General features: G+C 59.2%; 11 protein-coding genes, 1 pseudogene and 1 riboswitch. Of the genes and pseudogenes, 7 read left to right on the top strand and 5 right to left on the bottom strand.

The genetic code is table 11. From position 1 onward, the window contains the following. Position 1: 1 nt before the first annotated feature. The gene (locus EN874_RS28780) at positions 2 to 1,459 is read right to left on the bottom strand and encodes a metallophosphoesterase (protein ID WP_126057628.1); all 1,458 of its coding nucleotides are present in this window, start codon (positions 1,457 to 1,459) and stop codon (positions 2 to 4) included. Between the two features lie 59 nt (positions 1,460 to 1,518). On the opposite strand from EN874_RS28780, the gene EN874_RS28775 reads away from it, so the two are divergent. After that, positions 1,519 to 1,848, top strand: a complete 330-nt coding sequence (locus EN874_RS28775; protein ID WP_186815491.1) for a hypothetical protein — start codon at positions 1,519 to 1,521, stop codon at positions 1,846 to 1,848. A 21-nt stretch (positions 1,849 to 1,869) separates the two neighbouring features. Here the strand turns inward: EN874_RS28775 and EN874_RS28770 are convergent, their stop codons facing one another. Beyond that, positions 1,870 to 4,554 carry an AAA family ATPase gene (locus EN874_RS28770; RefSeq protein ID WP_126063811.1) on the bottom strand — a complete coding sequence of 895 codons (2,685 nt, stop codon included), beginning with the start codon at positions 4,552 to 4,554 and terminating at the stop codon, positions 1,870 to 1,872. 671 nt (positions 4,555 to 5,225) lie between these two features. Between EN874_RS28770 and EN874_RS28765 the strand changes: the two genes are divergently transcribed. The 3 genes from EN874_RS28765 to EN874_RS28755 are packed head-to-tail and all read left to right on the top strand — an operon-like array spanning position 5,226 to position 14,957. Next, positions 5,226 to 11,189 carry a DUF3320 domain-containing protein gene (locus EN874_RS28765; protein WP_126057627.1) on the top strand — a complete coding sequence of 1,988 codons (5,964 nt, stop codon included), beginning with the start codon at positions 5,226 to 5,228 and terminating at the stop codon, positions 11,187 to 11,189. 13 nt (positions 11,190 to 11,202) lie between these two features. Continuing rightward, complete coding sequence (locus tag EN874_RS28760) at positions 11,203 to 12,327, top strand: DNA repair exonuclease (protein WP_126057626.1); 1,125 nt, start codon at positions 11,203 to 11,205, stop codon at positions 12,325 to 12,327. Continuing rightward, positions 12,324 to 14,957: an ATP-binding protein gene (locus tag EN874_RS28755; RefSeq protein ID WP_126063810.1), complete on the top strand. Its 2,634-nt coding sequence runs from the start codon at positions 12,324 to 12,326 to the stop codon at positions 14,955 to 14,957. Before EN874_RS28760 ends, EN874_RS28755 begins: the two co-directional genes overlap by 4 nt. A gap of 21 nt (positions 14,958 to 14,978) precedes the next feature. Here the strand turns inward: EN874_RS28755 and EN874_RS28750 are convergent, their stop codons facing one another. From EN874_RS28750 to EN874_RS34565, 3 genes and pseudogenes are all read right to left on the bottom strand, one after another. Beyond that, entirely contained in the window at positions 14,979 to 15,356 is a 378-nt protein-coding gene (locus EN874_RS28750) for a DUF5615 family PIN-like protein (RefSeq protein ID WP_126057625.1), read from the bottom strand. Positions 15,357 to 15,360: 4 nt separating this feature from the next. Beyond that, entirely contained in the window at positions 15,361 to 16,011 is a 651-nt protein-coding gene (locus EN874_RS28745) for a DUF433 domain-containing protein (protein ID WP_126057624.1), read from the bottom strand. 533 nt (positions 16,012 to 16,544) lie between these two features. Continuing rightward, a pseudogene (locus EN874_RS34565) lies at positions 16,545 to 17,067 on the bottom strand (SMC-Scp complex subunit ScpB). Between the two features lie 898 nt (positions 17,068 to 17,965). On the opposite strand from EN874_RS34565, the gene EN874_RS34955 reads away from it, so the two are divergent. The 3 genes from EN874_RS34955 to EN874_RS28725 form a co-directional block, all read left to right on the top strand. Next, positions 17,966 to 18,427, top strand: coding sequence for a hypothetical protein (locus tag EN874_RS34955; protein ID WP_306283303.1), 462 nt, complete (start codon positions 17,966 to 17,968; stop codon positions 18,425 to 18,427). Between the two features lie 662 nt (positions 18,428 to 19,089). Then, on the top strand, positions 19,090 to 19,317 hold the full coding sequence (locus tag EN874_RS28730; protein WP_245454713.1) for a hypothetical protein: 228 nt from the start codon (positions 19,090 to 19,092) through the stop codon (positions 19,315 to 19,317). Between the two features lie 121 nt (positions 19,318 to 19,438). Continuing rightward, a riboswitch (TPP riboswitch) is annotated at positions 19,439 to 19,555 on the top strand. Positions 19,556 to 19,658: 103 nt separating this feature from the next. Next, positions 19,659 to 20,727: phosphomethylpyrimidine synthase ThiC (locus tag EN874_RS28725; RefSeq protein WP_189342947.1), on the top strand; the 1,069-nt coding region annotated here is incomplete at its 3' end.

Below are 20,727 nucleotides of genomic sequence, written 5' to 3'. Positions count from 1 at the left end.
TCTATTCGTCCCTTACCTTAATGCGCCAAGCCGAGTTTGCCTTCGTGAGGCCGTCTATCTCGACGAAGCGCGCCGCTTGGAGCATCAGAAGAGAGTCTTCCAAATCTAGCCCGAGCTCGGCGGAGGCGGCAATCTCAGTGATCTCGTCCCAGAAGAGTAACCCATTCCCGCGCCTGGTGGCATGGTCGCGCAGTCGGCGCATCAGGTCAAACGTGTCGTTGTTCAGAAAGGCCTTGCCGTTGGACATAGTCGAGATGAAGCAATGTTCGCCTTCCATGACCGTCCCGTCGGCGACATTGGTGCGGTAGGGTATAAGTCGGATGCCGACGAGCTCTCCCTGATCGGTCGTGAAGAAGACGAGCTCATTGAAACCTGACTGTATCTCTGGTGCTGAGATGCAGATCAATTTGCCGTCCGGAAACCTTGGATCGTTGACGATCTCGACCGGATCGGCATGTATGTGTCCATGCAGGTAGACGATAGGCTTGTTGCCCTGCAGCAGCTGAGTTCTGACAAATCCGCTGTTGAGCATCTCCGCGTATGGCGTAATGCGCGGAGTCTTTTGTGGCAGCAGATTGTGATGGCCGATCATGATGCCGTAACGCATGTCGGGCTGCTGGAGCAATTCCTGTAGGCCTGCAAGCATCTCACGCGAGATGTATGGCGTGTCCATCTGACCGTAATACTCGTCGTCGGACGCCTCCTTGTCTGGATCGCTGGGAGGTGTCGCGGGCGAATGTCCCGAGGTGTCCGGCGAGCCGAGATCTACAGGTTCTGTAGAAGGACCGAGTGCCTCGAGACGATCACGAAGGAACGCGGGAAGGTTCTGAAGCTCCCAACTGCCTATCGCTGTGTTGACGAGGATGAAGTTTGCGCCTGCGGATCCTGTCGGAAGTCTGAAGTGCACGGGTTGGTCCACGGGAACGGTCTGCCAACCCAAGCGGGCGGCTAAACTCGCCATTTCGCTGAATTTCTCAGTCGGTCCAAGTTCGCGCGCGTCATCACGGTTCACATCGTGATTTCCCGGTACGAATATCAACGGAAGCGCCTTTGAACTGCGCCCCTGTGCGCGGCAGAGCAACGTGAAATGCTGGAATGCCGAAGCAATGAAAGTCTTGTCGCCACGGCTCGTGAAATCCCCCATGAAGGCGATCGAATCCAAGGGCTTCGAAGTCGTCAGCCGCCGAAGCTTCGTCAAGACGGCACGCAGCGAAGACGCGCGTAGCTTCTGCGTTATTTTCGGAGCGAACTTGCTATCCTTGGCATCGATGTTGCTAGAGGAAGGATGCCAATCCGGATAGTGAATATCGCCTACTTGAAGGATTCGCACCCGTCGCATAACTCGCCCCCCCGCCGAGAGCCATAGACTAATCCGTTCGCTTTTGCCAAGCGCGAAACGATCATCCGACCGCATCGCCTGGAAAGCGCGTTTATCTTTTTGTTGGTAATGGAGAGGCACGACGCAATTGTGCCCCCGGTTGCTTGTCTGCCCACCAAATGGGCACTCAATCTGGGCGCATGGCTTATGATTTCTCGAGTTTGTCCCATAACGAGTTTGAGGATTTGGCCCGCGACCTCGTAGGTCGCGAGATCGACAAGCGTTTCGAGGCCTTTCCCGAGGGACCGGACGACGCGATGGATGGTCGACATGCCCTTGCCGGCGGCGACATTGTGCAGGCGAAGCACTACCAGCGGTCAGGCTTCTCGGCGCTGAAATCCAAGATGAAGAGCGAGCGCACAGCCATTGATGGCTTGGCGCCCTCGCGATACTTCCTCGTCACGTCGGCTTCGCCCGCGGCAGGCGGACACCGGCATGCGCAGCAGGATGAAGCCAGTGAGGGCCAGTAATACACGACAATAGTCATTAGGCTAGAGTACAGTCGCCTTGGGAGGCTGTTCGAATTCAATCCGGCGCTTTTCGGCATCCTTTTTTCGTTTGGTGGTGTCGATACGATATTGGTCAATTCCATCAAGATCGCTCTTCATATCGTTTGGTGTTGGAACTGGAATGGCCTTGGCGGACGCCATGTCATGTCCAGAACGCTCCGAAACTCGCTTCATGGCCCAATAGATTCGCTTGTGGTCTTCGTCCTCGACCACCACACCCTTCAGGCTCTGTGTCTTGACATCGCTGTTAAATCGCTCGACGACTTTACCGAGCAGGATTTCTTCAACGAGCCTCTCCCAGGTTTCCCGAAGATCGCTGTAGAAATCCTTCGCTGACCTTCGCCAAGCATCGGTGGTGAAATCAGTGGCGCCGTCGAAGCTCTTCAGGCGCGTCTTGAGAGTCTCGATGCGCTTCGTGACAGACTGTGCGATCCACGGCTCGTCAGTTTCGCTAATCAAGCCAAAACCGGCAGATTCGGACTTGTTGATGTAGTTTCGAACAAGGGGAATCGGCGGATTGGCCTGCGCAGCTGCGTCAACCACCTCGTTGAAGAACAGAAGATTATGGGTGAAAATAATAATCTGACGTCCTGTGGCCGCTTCTTTTACGAGCCTTGCCGCGACCCGCCTGATCCGAACATGGTCGAGAGATGACACGGGGTCGTCGATGATCATGCCTTGACGCGATGTGTCTCCTCCGACCTCGGCTAAGAAACAGGCCAGGGCAAGCGCGCGCTGCTCTCCTTCGCTTAAGACCTTGCTGTTTGAGATCGCTTTTGCCGCGTTGAGCCCGACCTCGAAATAGCTCTGCCCATCTTGACTACGATCATTAACTGCGAACGGGATGTGCGTTAACGCCAGAGTCTCAATCTCGGCGACGACGCGCTTTTCGAGATCCTGCATGACGAGGCTTCGTCGAAGCGACGTCATCTGCCGTGACACCGAGCCTGTTTCGACAGCATCGCAGCATGAGAGAAGCTTGCGCCGCTCTTCGAGATTCGCCAAGCGCGCGAGAACGATGGTGAGATCGTCGCCCAGTTTTTTCCGATCCTTGAGTGTATCGCGACGAGCTCGATCGGTAGCGCGGTTCCCGTCGTCGGCCGCTGCCTTGTCGTCCGTCAGCGCTTCGGCCTCTAGCGCCTCCGCCTCCGTTCGGAGTTTCGATGCAACTGGCGCCGCAAGTTGCGGGAACGCAGCGTACTCGGACAGCGCAGCCGCAACGACAATTGCATCACGCCTTTTACCTGCCTCGACATAATATGCCGAGATCAGGGCCACCATCGCCTTGCGTGCGGCGGACAGATCGCCAAACTCTCCGAGAGCCGCCTCAACCGCCTCCCCGGTCGCAATGGTGAGTCCTTTGATTTGGCGCAGGGCCTCTTCATGGGCAATAGATGCGACTTGCGCCGCCTTATTTGCGGCGCCCGTTACGAAGTCATTGAAGGATTGGATCCGCCCCGCGGCGTCCGCCGTCATCGGCTCCTGGCAGAGCATGCAACGATCGCCTTCCTGATCTGGCAAGTGCTGATGATCGATGCCAGTGACGCTCGCTAAATAGGCTCGTGCATGGTCGAACATATACCGCCAGGGAGAAAGCCCAACGCCGCTCAACGGCATAGTCGCGAACGCTCCTGAGGCGGCAAGTTGTGCAGCCTGCGCTGTAGAATCGGCTGTTGCATATAGATTGCGATAAATCTCGAGGGCCGCCGCTGAGAGAGCCGCGTCGATCTGTTCAGATGCAGTCAGCAGTTTTTCCAAGGCCGCCTTGGCACGCCGACGCTTTGTCGCCATCGTTGAAGGGTCGCTTGCCAGAGCCTGTTCGAGGCCAGCGAGATCAGCCATGTCCTGCTCTGAGAGGGCAGCGAGGTTTTTGATTTCGGCTGCGGAAGGCATCACGTCCTTTGACTTGATTTCGAGACGAGCCAGCAGCTTTACGACCGCGCCGGCAGCTGTGTACCCACTCGGCAATGGTGTCTTTAGGTTCTTTTCGATCGCTTTGATTTCTTCCCGGAAGTCGGCTTCGAGCTCGGTGCGGTGACGTCCATGGCTTTCGAGAAGCGCGATGGCTGCGGGCAGAAAACCGATACGGTTTTGCTTATCGACGTAGAGGCGAGCGTTCGCGGAGTCGAAAACGGAGATCCGTGCAATTGACGCGGGGGGCAGCGTTCCGTCCTTCCAGGTTATGGGGGTCGGTTCCGTAGCACCCTCTTCGAGAAACCGGACAAGCACTTCGGCTGGCGGTTTGGTGCCGATCTCGAACACGTTGCCAAGAAGATCATCCGCCGTCAGACTACGGCAAAGCTTCTTCGCGATCCGGCAATAGCCGCTCTTTCCGCTTCCATTGTCGCCGTAGATAATGGTGATGCCATCGGTGGCGAAACGCAGTTGCTGCTCTTCGGCGAGGCGGTTCAAATGCTTGACGGGGCCGAGTGAGCAAAGCACCGCGCGCGGCTCGTTCGAACTGTTGGCCCTCAAATGCTCCGCCGAGAGCGGAGAGCATTCGGGCAGATCAGCGGTAAATCCACCGACGTGGCGGACCCGAGCTGTTACACCGGCCTTATCCTCCTGCTCGAGGTTGAAGCCCGGCCGCGCGGCGTGTCTTCTTAAGGCATCCCTAATCCAGTCGGGCTGCTTATCCGCCCATTCCAAAAGTCCAACCTCGGCCATTCCTGCCCCCCGAATCTTACCATCATTATACTTATTGATTAGTCCAGATTCGATGAATTCGCTTGTCTGGACAAATTTTCCTCGCGATCGCACATAGAGTGCTGGAGATGTACCCAATAAATGACCTCCCCCCGCGCCGCTAGGTCAGCAAACAAATGCTTCAGCGATCAAACGTCTCCACAACGACATCAGCAATCAAAGGCATTGGACCGCGCGCACGAATTTAGGTAGCCGGCAACGCGTACGAGGAGATAGAGCTGGAAGTGCGTGCCTTTCGATAGTCTATGGGCGGAATTCGACCGCCTCACCGATAGGCCGATCGAGGTTCGCCGTCACTGTCGGGCTGGGTCCGAGTCCGCGATAGGCGCCACGACAGCGCTCGCGATAGGCGCGCAACGCTTGGTCCATGGCGCCCGGACCGCCACACATTTGCGGATGACGTCCTGCCCGTCTTGGGTTTCAGCAGCGTGCGCCGGCGCTCCGATTTCCGCGACTTTTGGATCCCCTCCAATCGTGACGACCGATTATCGCCTGTCTCCATTTCGACCGTTATCTGGGCGGTAACACTTTTAGAAATCTATGCTGCTGGACATAAGCGGCGACCATACCGAGAATTTACTTTCAAATTCTGGCGGCAAAGTTCTATCGTAAATGAAAATAGGGGATGGGGTATGGAAACGAGTTCGGAGACTGGCGATGCTGCCGGTATATCAGCCGCGCCCGTAATAGAAGTCGTGGCGGACATCGCCGCCAGCTTTACATATGCGTCCTTCCAAAATGCTATTCCGGTGATCCGGTCTATCGCGCTCAACAACCCGACCCAGCAGGGTTTCGAAAAATGCACTCTCGAGCTGACATCGAACCCCCCTTTTTTGCGCGCCAAAAGCTGGACAATTGATCGGATCGTTGCTGGCGACCGGCTTCCCTTAAGCGATCGAAAAATCGATCTCGACGCCGGCTATCTGGCCGGTCTCAACGAGGCTGAGCGCGGGGAGATAACGTTGCGCCTAACCTCAGGAGGCGCAGTGCTGGCCGAGCAGCGCGTTGCGGTGCGCCTGCTTGCCCGCGACGAATGGGGTGGCGTCGTCGATATGGCGCAATTGCTCGCCGCATTCGTCATGCCGAACGACCCGGCGATCGCAGGACTGCTGCGTTCCGCAGCGGAGCTGCTCGCAGCGCATGGTCATCCTTCCAGCCTCGATGGCTATCAAAGCGGCAATCCGCAACGCGCATTCATGCTGGCGGCCGCAATTTATTCGGCCATTGCTGGCCTATCGCTGCATTATGCAGAGCCACCTGCGAGCTTCGAAAGCCGCGGCCAAAAAATTCGACGTCCCTCAATTATTACGGCAGAAAAGCTGGCAACCTGTCTCGATACCAGTCTGTTATTCGCGTCCGCCCTGGAGGCGACGGGCTTGCATCCCGTCGTTTTGATGTTTCAGGGACACGCGGCCGTCGGCGTCTGGATGACACAAAGGACGCTCGCCAACGCCATTGAACCCGATGCCATGGAGGTCCGCAAGGCGCTGGCATCGCGCGAACTCATCGTGTTTGAGACGACAGGCGTGACGCATCGGCCGGCGATGACGTTGGAGGCTGCCCAACACGCAATCGAACAGCGGCTCGACGAAACGCAGGTAGCCACCTTTGTCGCAGCCATCGATATACGCCGCTCGCGCAGCGGCGGCATCACACCGCTTGCTTCGCACGAACCGACGCGCCGCAGCGTGGATGCAGAGGCGGCAACCGAAATCGCGTTGCCGTTGCCAGCCGCACCGGCCGTGGTAGCCCTGCCGGTCGAGATCGTCGAGGTAAAGCCGACGACAGCGGCCGGACGGATCGACCGCTGGCAGAAAAAGCTCCTCGATTTGACACTGCGGAACCGCCTGCTCAATTTTCCGGACTCCAAGAAGACAATTCCGTTTCTTTGTACTGACGTCGGCTACCTCGAGGACCGTCTGATGGCAGGCGCTTCGATCCGGCTGATTTCGCTCCCCGAACAGAATCCACTGGGCGAGCGGGATGCTGTCCTCTATCGCGAGGTGCACGGACGTGACCTCCAGCGTGGCTTTGCCGCGGAAGCGCTTCTGCGCGACGAGCTCCCGTCGACGCTCGATGGGCGTCAATTGGAATCCCGGCTGATCGATCTTTACCGGCAAGTGCGCAACGATTTTGCCGAGGGCGGCGCGAATACGCTCTTCCTGGCGGTCGGCTTCCTGCGCTGGAAGAAGAAGGCCGAGGACGAGCGCAGCTATCGCGCGCCATTGCTGCTCGTACCGGTCAAAATCGAGCGCCGCAGCGCAACATCGCATTTTACCTTGCGCTTCCATGAAGATGAACCGCGATTCAACGCAACCTTGTTGCAGTTTCTCGAACGCGACTTCGAGCTCAAACTGCCACAGTTTTCCGGTGAGCTGCCCGAGGACGAAAGCGGCGTTGATGTGCCGAGGCTGCTCGGTCTTATGCGCCAGGCAGTGCGCGACGTCCCCGGCATGGAGGTGGTGGACGAGACGGCGCTGTCGACCTTTTCCTTCGCCAAGTTTCTCATGTGGAAGGATCTGGTCGAGCGTACCGATGCGCTGCGCGAAAACCGTGTCGTGCGCCATCTGATCGACACGCCGGAGATAGCTTTCGAGGGCAATGGCGCATCATTCCGCGACGAGCGCGAACTCGACCGGCACTATGCCCCGTCCGACATGGTTTTGCTGCTGCCGGCCGACTCCTCACAGACCGCCGCAAGTCTTGCCGCCGCTGAGGGTCGCGATTTTGTCATCATCGGTCCTCCCGGCACTGGCAAGAGCCAGACCATTGCCAACATGATTGCCAACTGTCTTTCAGTTGGCAAAACCGTGCTGTTTGTGGCCGAGAAGACGGCGGCGCTCGATGTGGTGTATCGCCGCCTGCGCGAACATGGCCTGGGCGCGCATTGTCTCGAACTCCATTCCAGCAAGGCGGACCGACGCAACTTTCTCACCCAGCTCAGGATCAGCTGGGAAAGCGGCGTGCGCGTGGACGCAGCGGAGTGGATTGCGATCAACGAGCGGCTTCGCGTCCGTCGCGACGAACTGAATGCCTATGTCGAAGCGCTGCATCGGCACCATGTCAATGGTCTGACGCCTTATCTGGCGCTCGGCATCGCTCTCAAGAACAAGCGGCAGCACGCTCCGAGATTGTCCTGGCCATCGCGCGATTCCCATGACGAGGCAAACCGGCTGGCGCTGGAGCATATTGCCGCCGAAACAGGTCTCGCATTTCAGTCGGTGGAGATGCGGTCGGTCTTGCGTCTTATAGATGTCACCGAGTGGACGTCAGGCTGGCAGGACAATTTGCTCGAAGGGGCAAAGACCCTCAAGAATGCGTCCGAGGTTCTAGCGACCGCACTCGACGCCTTCCTGGTGAGCATCGGCCTGCGCGCCAAAGGCGACGCGTCAAAAGCGGAGCTCGAAGCGCTGCGAAAACTAGCAGCGGCACTCCAGGACAGTGCCGGCTATGACGTCAGCATTGTCTTTGATCGAGATTTCGCCCAGTTGCGGGGAGCCCTCGCCACTCTCAATGAGGCAATCGGAGACTATCGCAAGTCTCGCAAGGACCTGTCGGCCCGCTATGACGAGGCTGCCGTTGCGCGCATACGGGTGGAGGACATAGAGCAGCAATGGCAGCAGGCCGCTTCTGCATTCTGGCCAAACAGTCAGTTGGGCAAACGCAAAGTCCAGAAGCTGCTTCAAGGCTATGTCACAGAGGGGGTAGCCGATCCTCAGCACGACTTGCTGCTGTTGCGCCTGATGCAGGACCGCCGGGCCACTGTCGAAGCCAACATCCTATCTGGGAAGCCGATCGGATTTGCCGCACTTGATACCGACACCCACCGTATCGATCAGATACTCTCGATGGCCGAAAGGCTTCGACAGACGCTACGCCTGCCCGGCCTCGGCACGGAGGATTTCAAAGCGCTCCTGCAAGCAACCGCCCCGAGCCTGCGAAGCGGTGCAGCAGATAGCACGATGCGCTATGGGGCAGCCCGCTTCCTTGCGGCTTCTGCAGCATTCGAGGCTGCCAAGACCCAATTTGCGATCCCTGCTGGAAAGACGCCTTCTTGGGCAGAACATGATAACCCGCTGACCGAATTGACGACTGCGATGGGAGACTTGCTCGACGCCCGTCATCTTCTCCGGGACTGGACTTCGTGGTGCGGCATTCGTCGCAGGGCTGTCAGTCACAATCTGGGAGCGTTGGTCGACGATATCGAGGCGGGTCTAGTGCGACCAGCTGAAGCTCAATCCGCGTTCCGCCTGGCCTATGTACGCTGGTGGCTGCCGGCCACGCTGGATGCCGATCCGGTGCTGCGGAATTTCCGTCGCTTCCAGCACGAGCACGCCATCGAAGATTTCCGGGAAATCGACGATCTTGTCCGCGCTCAAGCAAGCCTTCGCGTCATCAGTGCCATCGCTCATGGTTTGCCGGCTGTGCAAGGCGTCCCGCGCAATTCCGAGTTGGGCCTGTTGCGCCATCAGATGGAATTGCAGCGGCCCAGCCGGTCAATCCGCGAGATGATTGGCGCGATGCCGACGAGCTTTGCCAAGCTCGCGCCGTGCATGCTGATGTCCCCTCTTTCAATCGCTCAATATCTACCGCCCGACCAAGCCCTGTTCGACGTGGTGATTTTCGACGAAGCATCGCAGATCACCACCTGGGACGCCGTCGGTGCCATCGCGCGAGCCCATCAAACCATAATCGTAGGCGATCCCAAGCAGTTGCCGCCCACCAATTTCTTTGGCCGCAACGAGGAGGACGAGGAAGTCGTCGAACACGAAAAGGATCTTGAGAGCATTCTCGACGAAGCCAAAGCGGCCGGCATCCCGGTACGTGACCTGCGCTGGCATTATCGTAGCCGCAATGAGTCGCTGATCGCCTTTTCCAACCATCACTACTATCAGAACCGGCTCATCACATTCCCTTCGCCAACGGTGGAAGATCGGGCAGTTCAGCTGCGAAAAATCACGACCGGCATCTATGACCGTGGCAAAAGCCGCACCAATCGAATCGAAGCCCAAGCGGTAACCGACGAGGCGGTCAGCAGGATGCGGCGTTGGCTGGCCCTACCGGAAAAGGACCGACCCACGCTCGGAGTCATCACTTTCAACGCGCAACAGCAGTCGCTCATCCTCGACCTTTTCGACAAGGCACGCCAGACAGAGCCGGAGCTTGAATGGTTCTTTGCCGACGAGCGTATTGAGCCCGCCATCGTCAAGAATCTGGAAAATGTCCAAGGGGACGAGCGTGACATAATCCTGTTTTCGATCACCTTTTCGCAAGATAATGCCGGCAAGCGCAGCATGGATTTCGGCGCGCTGAATCGGGACGGCGGCGAACGCCGGCTGAATGTCGCGGTGACGCGTGCGCGGCAGGAACTGATCGTATTTTCAGGTTTTGCCGCCGACCAGATCGACCCCAACCGAACCAAAGCGATCGGCGTACAGCATCTCAAAGCCTTTCTCGATTTTGCCGAACGCGGCGCTGTGGCATTGCCAGCGCAGGAACGCGGATCGGTCGGAGCCCTGGAATCCCCTTTCGAGGAGGCCGTCGCTGCCGAGCTTGAGAAGCGCGGATGGACCATCGTTCCTCAAGTCGGCATTTCGGGCTTTCGAGTGGATATAGGGATCCGGCATCCCGATCTCGCCGGCGCCTATCTGGCTGGGGTCGAATGCGACGGCGCGACCTATCACAGTTCTGCCACGGCGCGAGATCGAGACAAGGTCCGCGAGCAGGTCCTGCGCGGCCTCGGGTGGAACATTGTCCGGGTATGGTCAACCGATTGGTGGTTTGATCTCGAAGGTTGCACCGAGAGGCTTCATGCCAGCCTGGCCGCGCTGCTCGAGGAAAGCCGTCGCAAACAGGCTGAACAACAGGAAAGTGAAGCCGCGATCCATTGGGACATGGGACATAAGGTCGACCCCATGGACCCATTGCCAGCCGAAGACCTAGCATCGGCCGGCGAACCGGAACATCCGTCGATAAAATCAGAGCCAGAACTTGTCGCCGCTCCCCTCGCGACGGGAGAGCGCCCATCGGCATCTGCAGGAATTTTGCCTGCGGCCGCGCATTCGACGCATGATACCGTACCGACGGGCGGCCGTTATCGCCTGACTGATCTAACCGGATTTTCCACCAGCCCGGATCAGTTTTATGACTTCGTCTACCGAGGCACGCTGCGGTCCATGGTCGACGCGGTGATCGAGCAGGAAGGACCTCTGCGAGATGACGTCCTTGCGCAGCGCATCGCACGGGCGCATGGCTGGCTCAGAACGGGCAACAAGATTCGGGAGCGGATCGACCTGCATCTGCGCGAGTTCGATAGAACTGAAGAATCCAGCGGCAGCTTCCTATGGAAGAGAGGGACGGTGGTCGACCTGCTTGATTATCGCATGCCGTTCGATGCCGATGCCCGCCGGTCCATTGCCGACATTCCAATCGCCGAGCTGGCCGCTGTCGTCGTTGCGAACGAGGACATTCTGGAACAGTCCGACCCCGCTCTCGACCTTGCACGTCTGCTCGGTGTCGAGCGACTTGCGGCGATTTCACGCTCCCGGCTGGATGAAGCCATCGATCGCGCCCAGCGCAACCTGGCATCGACATAGTCTCGGAGACTCCATGTTTCGATTCATCCACAGCTCCGATCTTCATATCGGCAAGCGGTTCGGCAACATGCCAGAGGATCTGCGCGGGCGGCTCCGTGAAGCGCGCCATGGCGCGATCAGCCGGCTGGCAGAGCAGGCACGCGTCCATGGTGCATCCACCATACTTCTGGCCGGCGATACGTTCGATACCGAAACGCCCACTCCAGCGATGTTGCGGCAGGCCATGGCCGAGATGAGCCAGAGCGCGCCTCTGCGCTGGATATTGCTGCCTGGCAACCATGATTCCCTGTTGGCTGATCAATTGTGGAGTGCAGCGGACAGCGTTGTGCCGGACAATGTCCTGCTGGCGACGCGGCCCGAAACCCTGACCATTGGCGCGGACGTGGCGCTGCTGCCTGCACCTTGCACCACCCGCAGACCCGGTCGCGACCTTACCGAGTGGATGAACAGCGCCGCGACGCCGCAAGGCGCCATCCGGCTCGGCCTTGCTCATGGCGCTATTCAGAACTTTTCCGAAGATTCAGCAGCGTCCGATGTCATTGCACCAGATCGCGCGACTAAGGCCGGCCTCGATTATCTGGCACTTGGCGACTGGCACGGACCCGTCACCATCAATGAGCGCAGCCGTTATAGCGGTGCGCCCGAACCTGACCGTTTCAAGCATGATACACCCGGTCAGGCCCTTGTCGTTTCCATTGCCGGGCCTGGCGCCGTGCCCGAGATCGTGGCCGTTGAAACAGCTAGCTTTTCCTGGAAAACCGCTCCCCTGCATCTGCTGTCTGGCGACGACAGCGCCGCGGCATTTGAAGCGTTGCTTCCACCGGCTCATCTGCGGCGTCAGACTTTGCTGCGAATTGCCGCGTCTGGCCGGGTGCGGTTAAGTGGGCGAACGATCCTTCAAGCGGCGATCGCGGTAGCCGCGCCCGACTTCGCCTATCTGGAACTGGACGGGGACGGGCTCGCGACCGACTGCGAAAGTGGCGATTTGGATCGGATCGACCGCTCTGGTGCCCTTCGCGAGGCAGCGCAGGCACTGTTGGATGAAAGCAGCGACGAAACCCGGTCGGCTGTCGAACGCGACATATCGCGAGAAGCACTGGTTCGGTTGTTCAGCTATTGCGAGGCGATGGGATCATGAAACTTACGGCCCTTCGGCTCCACAACGTCAAACGGTTCGCCGGGCAAGGCGTCGCCATCGAAAACATCGGCGACGGCGTCAACGTGCTTTGCGCGGTCAATGAGTTCGGCAAATCAACCTTCTTCGAAGCGCTGCACGCACTCTTTTTCCAGCCTCACACGGGCACACCCGAAGGCGTGCGACTGTTGCGGCCTTACAGTGGGGGCAATCCGGTGGTGGAGGCCGACATCACCACTTCAGAAGGACGCTATCGACTTGCCAAGCAGTTTTATGGCGGCAGGCTGGCCAGCGTTATTGACCTCGACGGCGGGCGACTGTTGGCTCAAGCCGATGAGGCCGAAGCCTTTATCGGCAAACTAATCCATGGCGGAAGCGCAGGACCGGCAGGATTGCTCTGGGTTCGCCAAGGGGTCACCGGCATCGAAAGGCGCAGCAAAAGCGAGGAGGACGGCGAAAAACGCGTGCGCGAAAGCCTACTGTCCTCGGTTCAGGGGGAAGTTGAAGCCCTGACCGGCGGGCGACGCATGGCCGAAATCGCCGCGGCATGTGAAGAAGAACTCTATAGCCTGGTTACGTCAACGCTGCGTCCCAAGAGCGGCGGTCTCTATGCGGCAGCGCTCGACGAGCGTGACAAGCTGGTGAAAGACGAGCAGCGTCTCAGCGCCGAAGTCACCGGTCTGCGCGATTCGCTCGACAAGCGGCGCATGGCGTTGGCGCGTCTGTCTGAGCTTGAAAACCCCGAAGAAGGCGCCACTCGGCGGGAAGCCATCTCGGCCGCGGAAGCCGCAGTCGAGGCCGCCAAATCGCACAGCGAAGCCTTGAAAGCCGCCGAGGCGGAAGCTGCCCTTGCCGCAATTCACCACGACGCGGCGCAGCAGGCCCTCGATAGTTTTCGGACCGCGCTCAAACGAGCCACGGATTTGCGCCAGCAGTCGACGATTGCGCAGCTTCGCCGCAGTGAGGTTCTCGATCGGCGCGCTTCTGCCATTGCCGAAAACGAACAAGCGATGGGCGAAGTTCAAGCAGCCGAACTGGAAGAGCGCGAAGCACGCGAATTGCTCGCGCGGCTGGATGCGACTCTTTTGGCGCGTGACGCTGCCGAACAACTGGCCGGCTCGGACAACCGGTTGAAACAAGCCGAAGTCGCCAGAACCCAGATCGAAGATGGAGAGGCAGCACTGGCGATGCTGGCGGTGCCGGAACAAGCTGTCGAGCAACTCCAGGCGCTCGAAATCGAGATCGCCAGCCTTCGTGCAGCTCACCTGGCAACCCTGCCGACGCTATGCATGGAATACCGGGACGGCGCCGCCGATTTGGTGACCATCGATGCCAAGCCCTTGCCCCATGCAGAAGACCAAAGCTTTGCTGGCACCGTACGCCTGGATATTGCCGGCATCGGAGCCTTGACCCTGCGATCGAATCGGCCGCAGCAGGCCGACCGGACCATCGAAGACGCCGAAGCGAAGCACCGCAGCCTGCTTGCGTCCCTCGGTGTCGATAGCCTCAGGACGGCACGCCAGCGCCTAGTGGAAGCGCGCGACAAAGCTACCGAACTGGGCTTGGCGCGTCAGCGACTTGCCGATCTCGCGCCCAAGGGGATACAGCAATTACACGAGGAGCTTGCTCGTCTGAGTGCCCTCGGGGCCGGGGACCTCGAACTCAAAGTCGATCCAGAACAGATCCGGCAACATCATGCCGCAGCCGAGCAGCGTGTGGCGACAACACGCAACAGCGTGCGCGAGGCCTTGCCTTTGCGCAGCCATGCCGACGAGGCTGTCATGGCTGCGGAGACGGCTTATGTCACCATCCAGGCGGAACTGACCAGCCTCGAGGTCATATTGGGACCCGATGCAGCGCGCGAGGAAAAGGGGCGCTTGCTGCTCACCGAGGCCACCGCACGACAAAAGCTGCGCGAAGCGGCCGAAATGCGCGCTGCTCCCCTGCGCGACGGCGCTCGCGATCTCACCAGCGCTGAAGCCGTTCTGCGCCGCGCCCGTTCGGTTCAGGATGCCGCCACACAGGAAGCAAGTCAGTTGCGTGTAACCCTGGCCGATCTCAATGGCCATATTCGCACTCGGTCCGACGACGCGGTGGAAGAAGCTTTGCGCGAGGCCACAGAAAAATTGGAAATCGCTGGAGAGCGAGCGAGACGCTTCGAATTCGAAAAAGCCGTCCTCGACCGGCTGCGCACGACGCTGGTCGCTGCGCGCTCGACGGCACGCGATCTTTATCTGAAGCCGGTCATGTCCGAGCTGCGACCGCTGCTTGGATTGCTATTCGATGACATCTCCATAGTGTTCGACGAGAACACACTGTTGCCACAGACCGTTCGCCGCAATGGTCAGGATGAGGATGTCGATAGGTTGAGTGGCGGCATGCGAGAACAGCTTTCGGTTCTGACACGTCTGGCCTTCGCCCGTTTGCTTGCCCGCGACGGCCGACCCACACCGGTTATCCTGGATGACGCTTTGGTTTATTCCGATGACGACCGCATCGAGCGCATGTTCGACGCTTTGCATCGTCAATCACACGATCAGCAGATTCTCGTTTTCTCCTGCCGCCAACGCGCGTTTGCAAAACTCGGCGGTAACATTTTGCAGATGAGCGACTGGCAACCGGGTCGGTCATAAGCGGAGATCGCGCAGCCTCAGCTAGGGCGACGGCAGATCGTATCGTGTTACGATTGCAATGCCGTTTTCGATCTCGATTTCGATAACTTCATTAATCAGGAATTCCTCTGGGCCAAGATCCTCGAGGAGAGCATCGAAGAGCTCTCTCTGTTTTTCAGGCCCGACCTGAGGGACGACGATAATCAGGCCGGCGTGAACCGGTTCTTTGGCATAGAGCTTCCTGAAGTCCTTAGCATTGTTGGTGACGAAGGTGAAATCCTCATCGATAATGAGCGGCATGAGGTCCCAGTCGGTTTCGCCGCTTAGCCCAAGCCAGTTGACGTGGTTTGCTTCATGTCCGCGTTCTTGGGCTACCGCAACCAGAGACGTGTGCAGGCACTCATCGATCAGAAACCTCACGAGGTCACACGCGTCTCGACCTGGCCGACGGACCTGGGTCGCCCTTCAAAACCACGCGCTTCGACGACTTTATTTTCACGCCCTGCTCGACCAGCTTCTTAGGCCGCCCACGAACCGGGTGCGCGGCGACCCACATTCTGGCGAGCTCAATCACGCGCGGCGTTAGCTTCGGATATCCCTCCAGAACCTCCGCTTCATCTGCGCCCTGCGCTAGCATCGTCGTGATCATACGAACAGGGATGCGGGTTCCTTTGAAGACAGGCTCTCCGCCCATCACCCCTTTAACGCGGCCGATGGCGGCCTCCGCTTCATCAAGATCCACGATGCGCGCTTTGAGCTGTTTACGTGCCTCGGCGACGTCGACGATCAGCAGGTCGTCGGCCCTTACGGTCTTGGCCCTTGGGGCAGCTTTGATTTCCTCGAACAGGCGGTAGCGACGATCAGCGGGCAATGTCGCACCCACGCCATACCAAAGCTTGAGCCGCAGCAAATCCTCGCCGGTCAATGCCCGTCGGACGACCCCACCGATGCGCCGAGCAGTGCTTGGCACAGTATCGACAATGCGTTTGTCGATCGCATTGTGCACGGCCTTGATTCCTATCCCGCTGACGGCGGCTGCCTCTGCGGGGGTGTAGATGCGAGCAAGTGTGCCCATTATTCTTCTCCTTATAAAGAATAATATAGGCCGTTTGACCCCCTCCGTAAAGGCACGCGTCTTTGGAATCACGGCGGTTAGCAAAGGCGGTGGTGAGCCGAGAGGCCTCACAAACCCTTGGGGCTCGAGATGGCAGACTCGGCGCAGTATAATTGCGCTAACTATCGAATTTGCAGTTGGCGACAAACGACACACGAGTTCGTCGCGGACTTTTAACTCTGCGAAGGCGCGTCTTCGAGCGCTTTGAAACCCTACACCCATCTGCAGGCCATCTGTATCAAGCTTTGGACCAAAACCGTTTCCATCGCTCACGAGCGTTCTCTCTGGGGGTCTCAAGTGGGGCTTGCCCATGGCCACGAATTTTTGGGCGACAGCGGTGCAGAGGCCGCATACCGCTGCCTGCTTGACGTCGCTGACCGTGTCCATGTCCGAAATTTGCCTACAAATTTCGGACGCCCTTGGGCGCGCTAGATTCGCTATGGAAAGCTGGAAGCACTCGCAAGCCCGGTGGCCACAGCGTCTGCAGCGCCAAGCTATTCCTCCGTATCCAAACCCGCATCCTCATGGCCACTAGCCAACTCTGGCATAATTTCACCAGCAAGCAGCTCATCTCTGCTCAGCAGCCCGGCATCCTCGAGCGCCTCGCAGTCCGGGAGATCGCGAAGCGTGTCGAGGCCGAACTCGAGCAGGACGCTTTTGTCGTCACATAGGTGTAGGGAGCGCCGGGCGTCGGACTGCGCGGGTTCGACGCGATCAGGCCGGTGCCGCAGATGGCCGATCAGGTCGCGACTGATTACTTCCCGAAAACCGACGACAATTCGGCGCGGGTAATCGGCTGGAAGTGCCGATGCACATCAGCATCAGCACGTCCGACCACGTCAGGTCCACGGCACGCCCGCTGCTTCCGCAGGCGCGGATGGCATCGGCATAGGCCGGCCGTGTCAGGTGCTTCCAGCCGCCGGCGACAGCGACGAGGTCATAGGGCCGTCCGCGCAGCTCTCGGATGTCGTCGATGAGAAGGTCACGGGCGAGCTCGCGGGAGAGACTGCACCGCAAGCGCGTCCCGCGCGCGCGAACTGCTCGATCAACTGATCTCAGACGACGACGAATCTCGTCCAGATTCCAAAAGCGGTGGCCGCAGCGGCGCTTTGCGGGCTCGCGTTACCACAGATCGCAGAACTGTGATCTCGCCTTGTGCCCGAGACCGCAATCTGGGCTCGCGACGAAGCATATCGCTTGCGATCATCAAAGGACGCGTCGACGCCGTCGGTTGCCTTTTCCACCGCCGCCTCACACATCGTGTTGGGGCTGAAGAGCTACCTGCAAATCCTCGCAACGGGCGCGGCCGCATCCTTGATTTTACAAATTGACACGTCTTGGTTTTTAGAAAATGCCACGTGCGATGATGGCGCCAAAAAAAAATGTCACGCGAGATGATCATGCCTGAGGTAAATGGTCCGCCAAAGTTGGGAAAGGTATACCGGTTGAATGGTGGATAGGTACGCCGGATAAAAAGGGCTTCGGGTTCCGGAAGACGAACTAATCGACGGATAGGCGCTGCTCGTGAGGGAAACTGCATGCGCATTACGGTTATGACCATCCAGGGATGTCGGATATGATCTTGAATAGTGACATTGCAGGCCAAAGAGCGGCCGAGAAGCTAGCAGAGGGCCTGAAATCGCAGGGCAAGCAGCAATACGAAGAAAGGTCGAGGGAACGCGAACGAGATGTGTCTCGTTAGGTCGCACGTTGCACCAGGGGTGCGTCGGAAGGCACTCCGCCGTGTCCTGAAGAGGTAGCCTGCACTTGAGAATAGCCACGGTGGTACCTTATTTTCGGCTGTGAAGCACACGAGACCCGCGACGTGAGACCCAGTTGCTCAATACCCAGTTGCTGGGTGAGCGTGCATGACTGCCAACGGAAGGTCTTGCACGCACCCTCGCGATCTTGAGCAATGGTCGCCATGACTTTCTTCTTGCAGGCTTTTGAGTGGCCCAGCCTGCAATCACCAGACCCCACCGACTCTAAAGAGCGTGGCAGACGGGATAGTCGAGGTTGCCCGGCACAATTACGCTCAAGGCTTGCGCCGCCCAGAGGACACGCTGAAAAGGCAGCATGGGCGCGCAAGCACGCCATTCACGAGAGGTTCGACATGAAGACTATGCAAGAAAAAGACATTCCGGCATTCGTGCAAGCAGTTGTGGAGGCCGGCTGCAACATTTGCGCGATTGGCAACTTGGGATATGTCTTTGGCGATGCTGATTTGACGCCGGCGCAACGGAGGTCCGTCGAGCCACAGCTGCGCAGGATTGCTGAGATCTACGGCGAACGCGATCATCTCATGGACGAGATAGCTGTATATCTGCGGTCGATCGGACGCCATGTCGAGGTTGAGCCGAAGACAGGTGTTTCCTGATGGCCGCGATCGATCGCGTTCCGTAGTCGCCATTTCTATTGGGTAACGAGCAGCCGTCTTCCAACCTCTGAAACAAAAAAGAGGTGACCCCCAAAGGCCGCTCTCGAGACCGCAAGTCTGAGCCGCTAACGCATTGCGATAACCAGGCTGTCCGAACTGGGCGTCGATGCCTTCCTCGACCAGGTCGCGGTAGGCGGCGATCTCATCTACCGCATGCATAGCCAAGCCAGAGAAGTTTTCGGCAGCGGAATTCTCGGTCGCTTCCCCTTTTATGACTAGAGGGTGCGGCCGATCCGGCCGCGACGATCTCGCAGGGATTGCCATATACGGCAACACGAACACCGGCGGATCAATACTCGGATAATGGCGGCCGGCTATGTAGCGATCGATCGCGCACCAACATATCAATGCAATAGCTTAGTTGCTTTCAAAGGCGGGTCTCTACGAACTGCAAGCAAGCTAAACGATTGCGTCAACTCTTCCTCGCAGAGCGAAAACTCCGCGCCCACGCGATTTCTCTGCTGGAACAGCGGCACATCCTCAGCGCCAGGACACGGCCGCCGCCGTCGGGTTTTACGAAGCCGGTGATTGCATAAGTTGCCCGCAAGATATCATTGGTATCGGGAACGCCGCCGATGCCGCATCCTGAATAGAGCGGCCGCTTGCACCTGCCAGCCCGACGACCAGATCATATCTGCAACTCCATCTACCTGGACGTGGTGCAAATCACCTCGCTGAAGCCGCAAATCGTCGCCTTCGACCAGGATAACCACATCCGTGACCGCCTGAGCTACTCGGTCGATCTCGACGCACATGGCCGATACAGTTTTTCCATCCTTCACGAAGCGAATGAGACTTTGGCCATTCCAGCCCTGGTCTACGGGGCGTGACTTGTCCCCGATGCATGCGCGAGCTCTCCGCTCGGCCGGCCGCCGGACGTCGCCACCGGCCGAAGGCGCCCGAAGGCGCCCGAAGGCGCTTGACAAAGCAGCACCGGCCCATTCAACTTGAGGCATTCACCAGGGGAGTCCCGGTAAGGGGCTGAGATACTGCTGGCTTTCGCGGCGCAGTGACCCGTTGAACCTGATCCAGTTCATACTGGCGTAGGGACGGTGCAAGCGCTTTGCGGGAGTTTACGCCCGAGGTCCTGCTGCAGCAGGTCTACAGAAGCGTCTTTTCATCCTTCCGGCACAGAACTGGGTCTCCAATGCATGAGCAAAGGAGCCTCACGATGAATGCCCTCACCCCCGCCGTGTCGACGGGACCACTGCCCGCCTCGCGGAAAATCCACAAGCCCGGCGTCCTCTACCCGCAGATCAGGGTGCCGATGCGCGAGATTTCCGTCCATCCGACGGCCGGCGAACCGCCCGTCACCGTCTACGATCCGTCCGGCCCCTACACCGATCCATCAGTCCAAACCAGCATCGAAAAAGGCCTTGCCCGGCTTCGCCACGAATGGGTCACGGCGCGTTGCGATGTCGAAGCCTATGACGGCCGCCACGTCCGGCCGGAAGACAATGGATTCGCCACCGGCGAGCGCCTGACACCGGAATTTCCGATACGCAATCGGCCGCTCAAGGCCAAGCAGGGCAAGGCGGTGACCCAACTTGCCTATGCGCGCGCCGGCATCATCACGCCAGAAATGGAGTTCGTAGCCATCCGCGAGAATCTCGGCCGCGAGGTGATGCGCGGCAAGCTGCAACGCGACGGCGAAGCCTTCGGCGCGGCGATCCCAGATTTCGTCACACCCGAATTCGTGCGCGACGAGGTGGCGCGCGGACGCGCAATCATTCCCGCCAACATCAATCATCCCGAGAGCGAACCGATGATCATCGGGCGAAATTTCCTGGTGAAGATCAACGCCAACATCGGTAACTCGGCTGTCACATCGTCGATGGCCGAAGAGGTCGAAAAGATGGTGTGGGCGATCCGCTGGGGCGCCGATACGGTGATGGACCTGTCGACCGGCCGCAACATCCACAACATCCGCGACTGGATCGTGCGCAATGCACCGGTGCCGATCGGCACGGTGCCGCTCTATCAGGCGCTCGAAAAGGTCGGCGGCATCGCCGAGGACCTCAACTGGGAGGTCTATCGCGACACGCTGATCGAGCAGGCCGAGCAAGGCGTCGACTATTTCACCATCCACGCCGGCGTGCGGCTGCACTACATACCGCTGACCGTCGACCGGGTCACGGGCATCGTCTCGCGCGGCGGCTCGATCATGGCCAAATGGTGCCTGCACCATCACCGGGAGAGCTTCCTCTACGAGCATTTCGAGGAGATCTGCGACATCGCCA

The sequence above is a fragment of the Mesorhizobium sp. M1D.F.Ca.ET.231.01.1.1 genome (genome assembly GCF_003999155.2).
Lineage (GTDB): Bacteria > Pseudomonadota > Alphaproteobacteria > Rhizobiales > Rhizobiaceae > Mesorhizobium.
This window is presented reverse-complemented; position numbering and strand designations above follow the sequence as displayed.

Coding starts and splice junctions, on each gene's coding strand:
- EN874_RS28775 (WP_186815491.1), top strand. CDS start 1,519: ATGGCTTATGATTTCTCGAGTTTGTCCCATAACGAGTTTGAGGATTTG.
- EN874_RS28770 (WP_126063811.1), bottom strand. CDS start 4,554: ATGGCCGAGGTTGGACTTTTGGAATGGGCGGATAAGCAGCCCGACTGG.
- EN874_RS28765 (WP_126057627.1), top strand. CDS start 5,226: ATGGAAACGAGTTCGGAGACTGGCGATGCTGCCGGTATATCAGCCGCG.
- EN874_RS28760 (WP_126057626.1), top strand. CDS start 11,203: ATGTTTCGATTCATCCACAGCTCCGATCTTCATATCGGCAAGCGGTTC.
- EN874_RS28755 (WP_126063810.1), top strand. CDS start 12,324: ATGAAACTTACGGCCCTTCGGCTCCACAACGTCAAACGGTTCGCCGGG.
- EN874_RS28745 (WP_126057624.1), bottom strand. CDS start 16,011: ATGGGCACACTTGCTCGCATCTACACCCCCGCAGAGGCAGCCGCCGTC.
- EN874_RS34955 (WP_306283303.1), top strand. CDS start 17,966: ATGGTCGCCATGACTTTCTTCTTGCAGGCTTTTGAGTGGCCCAGCCTG.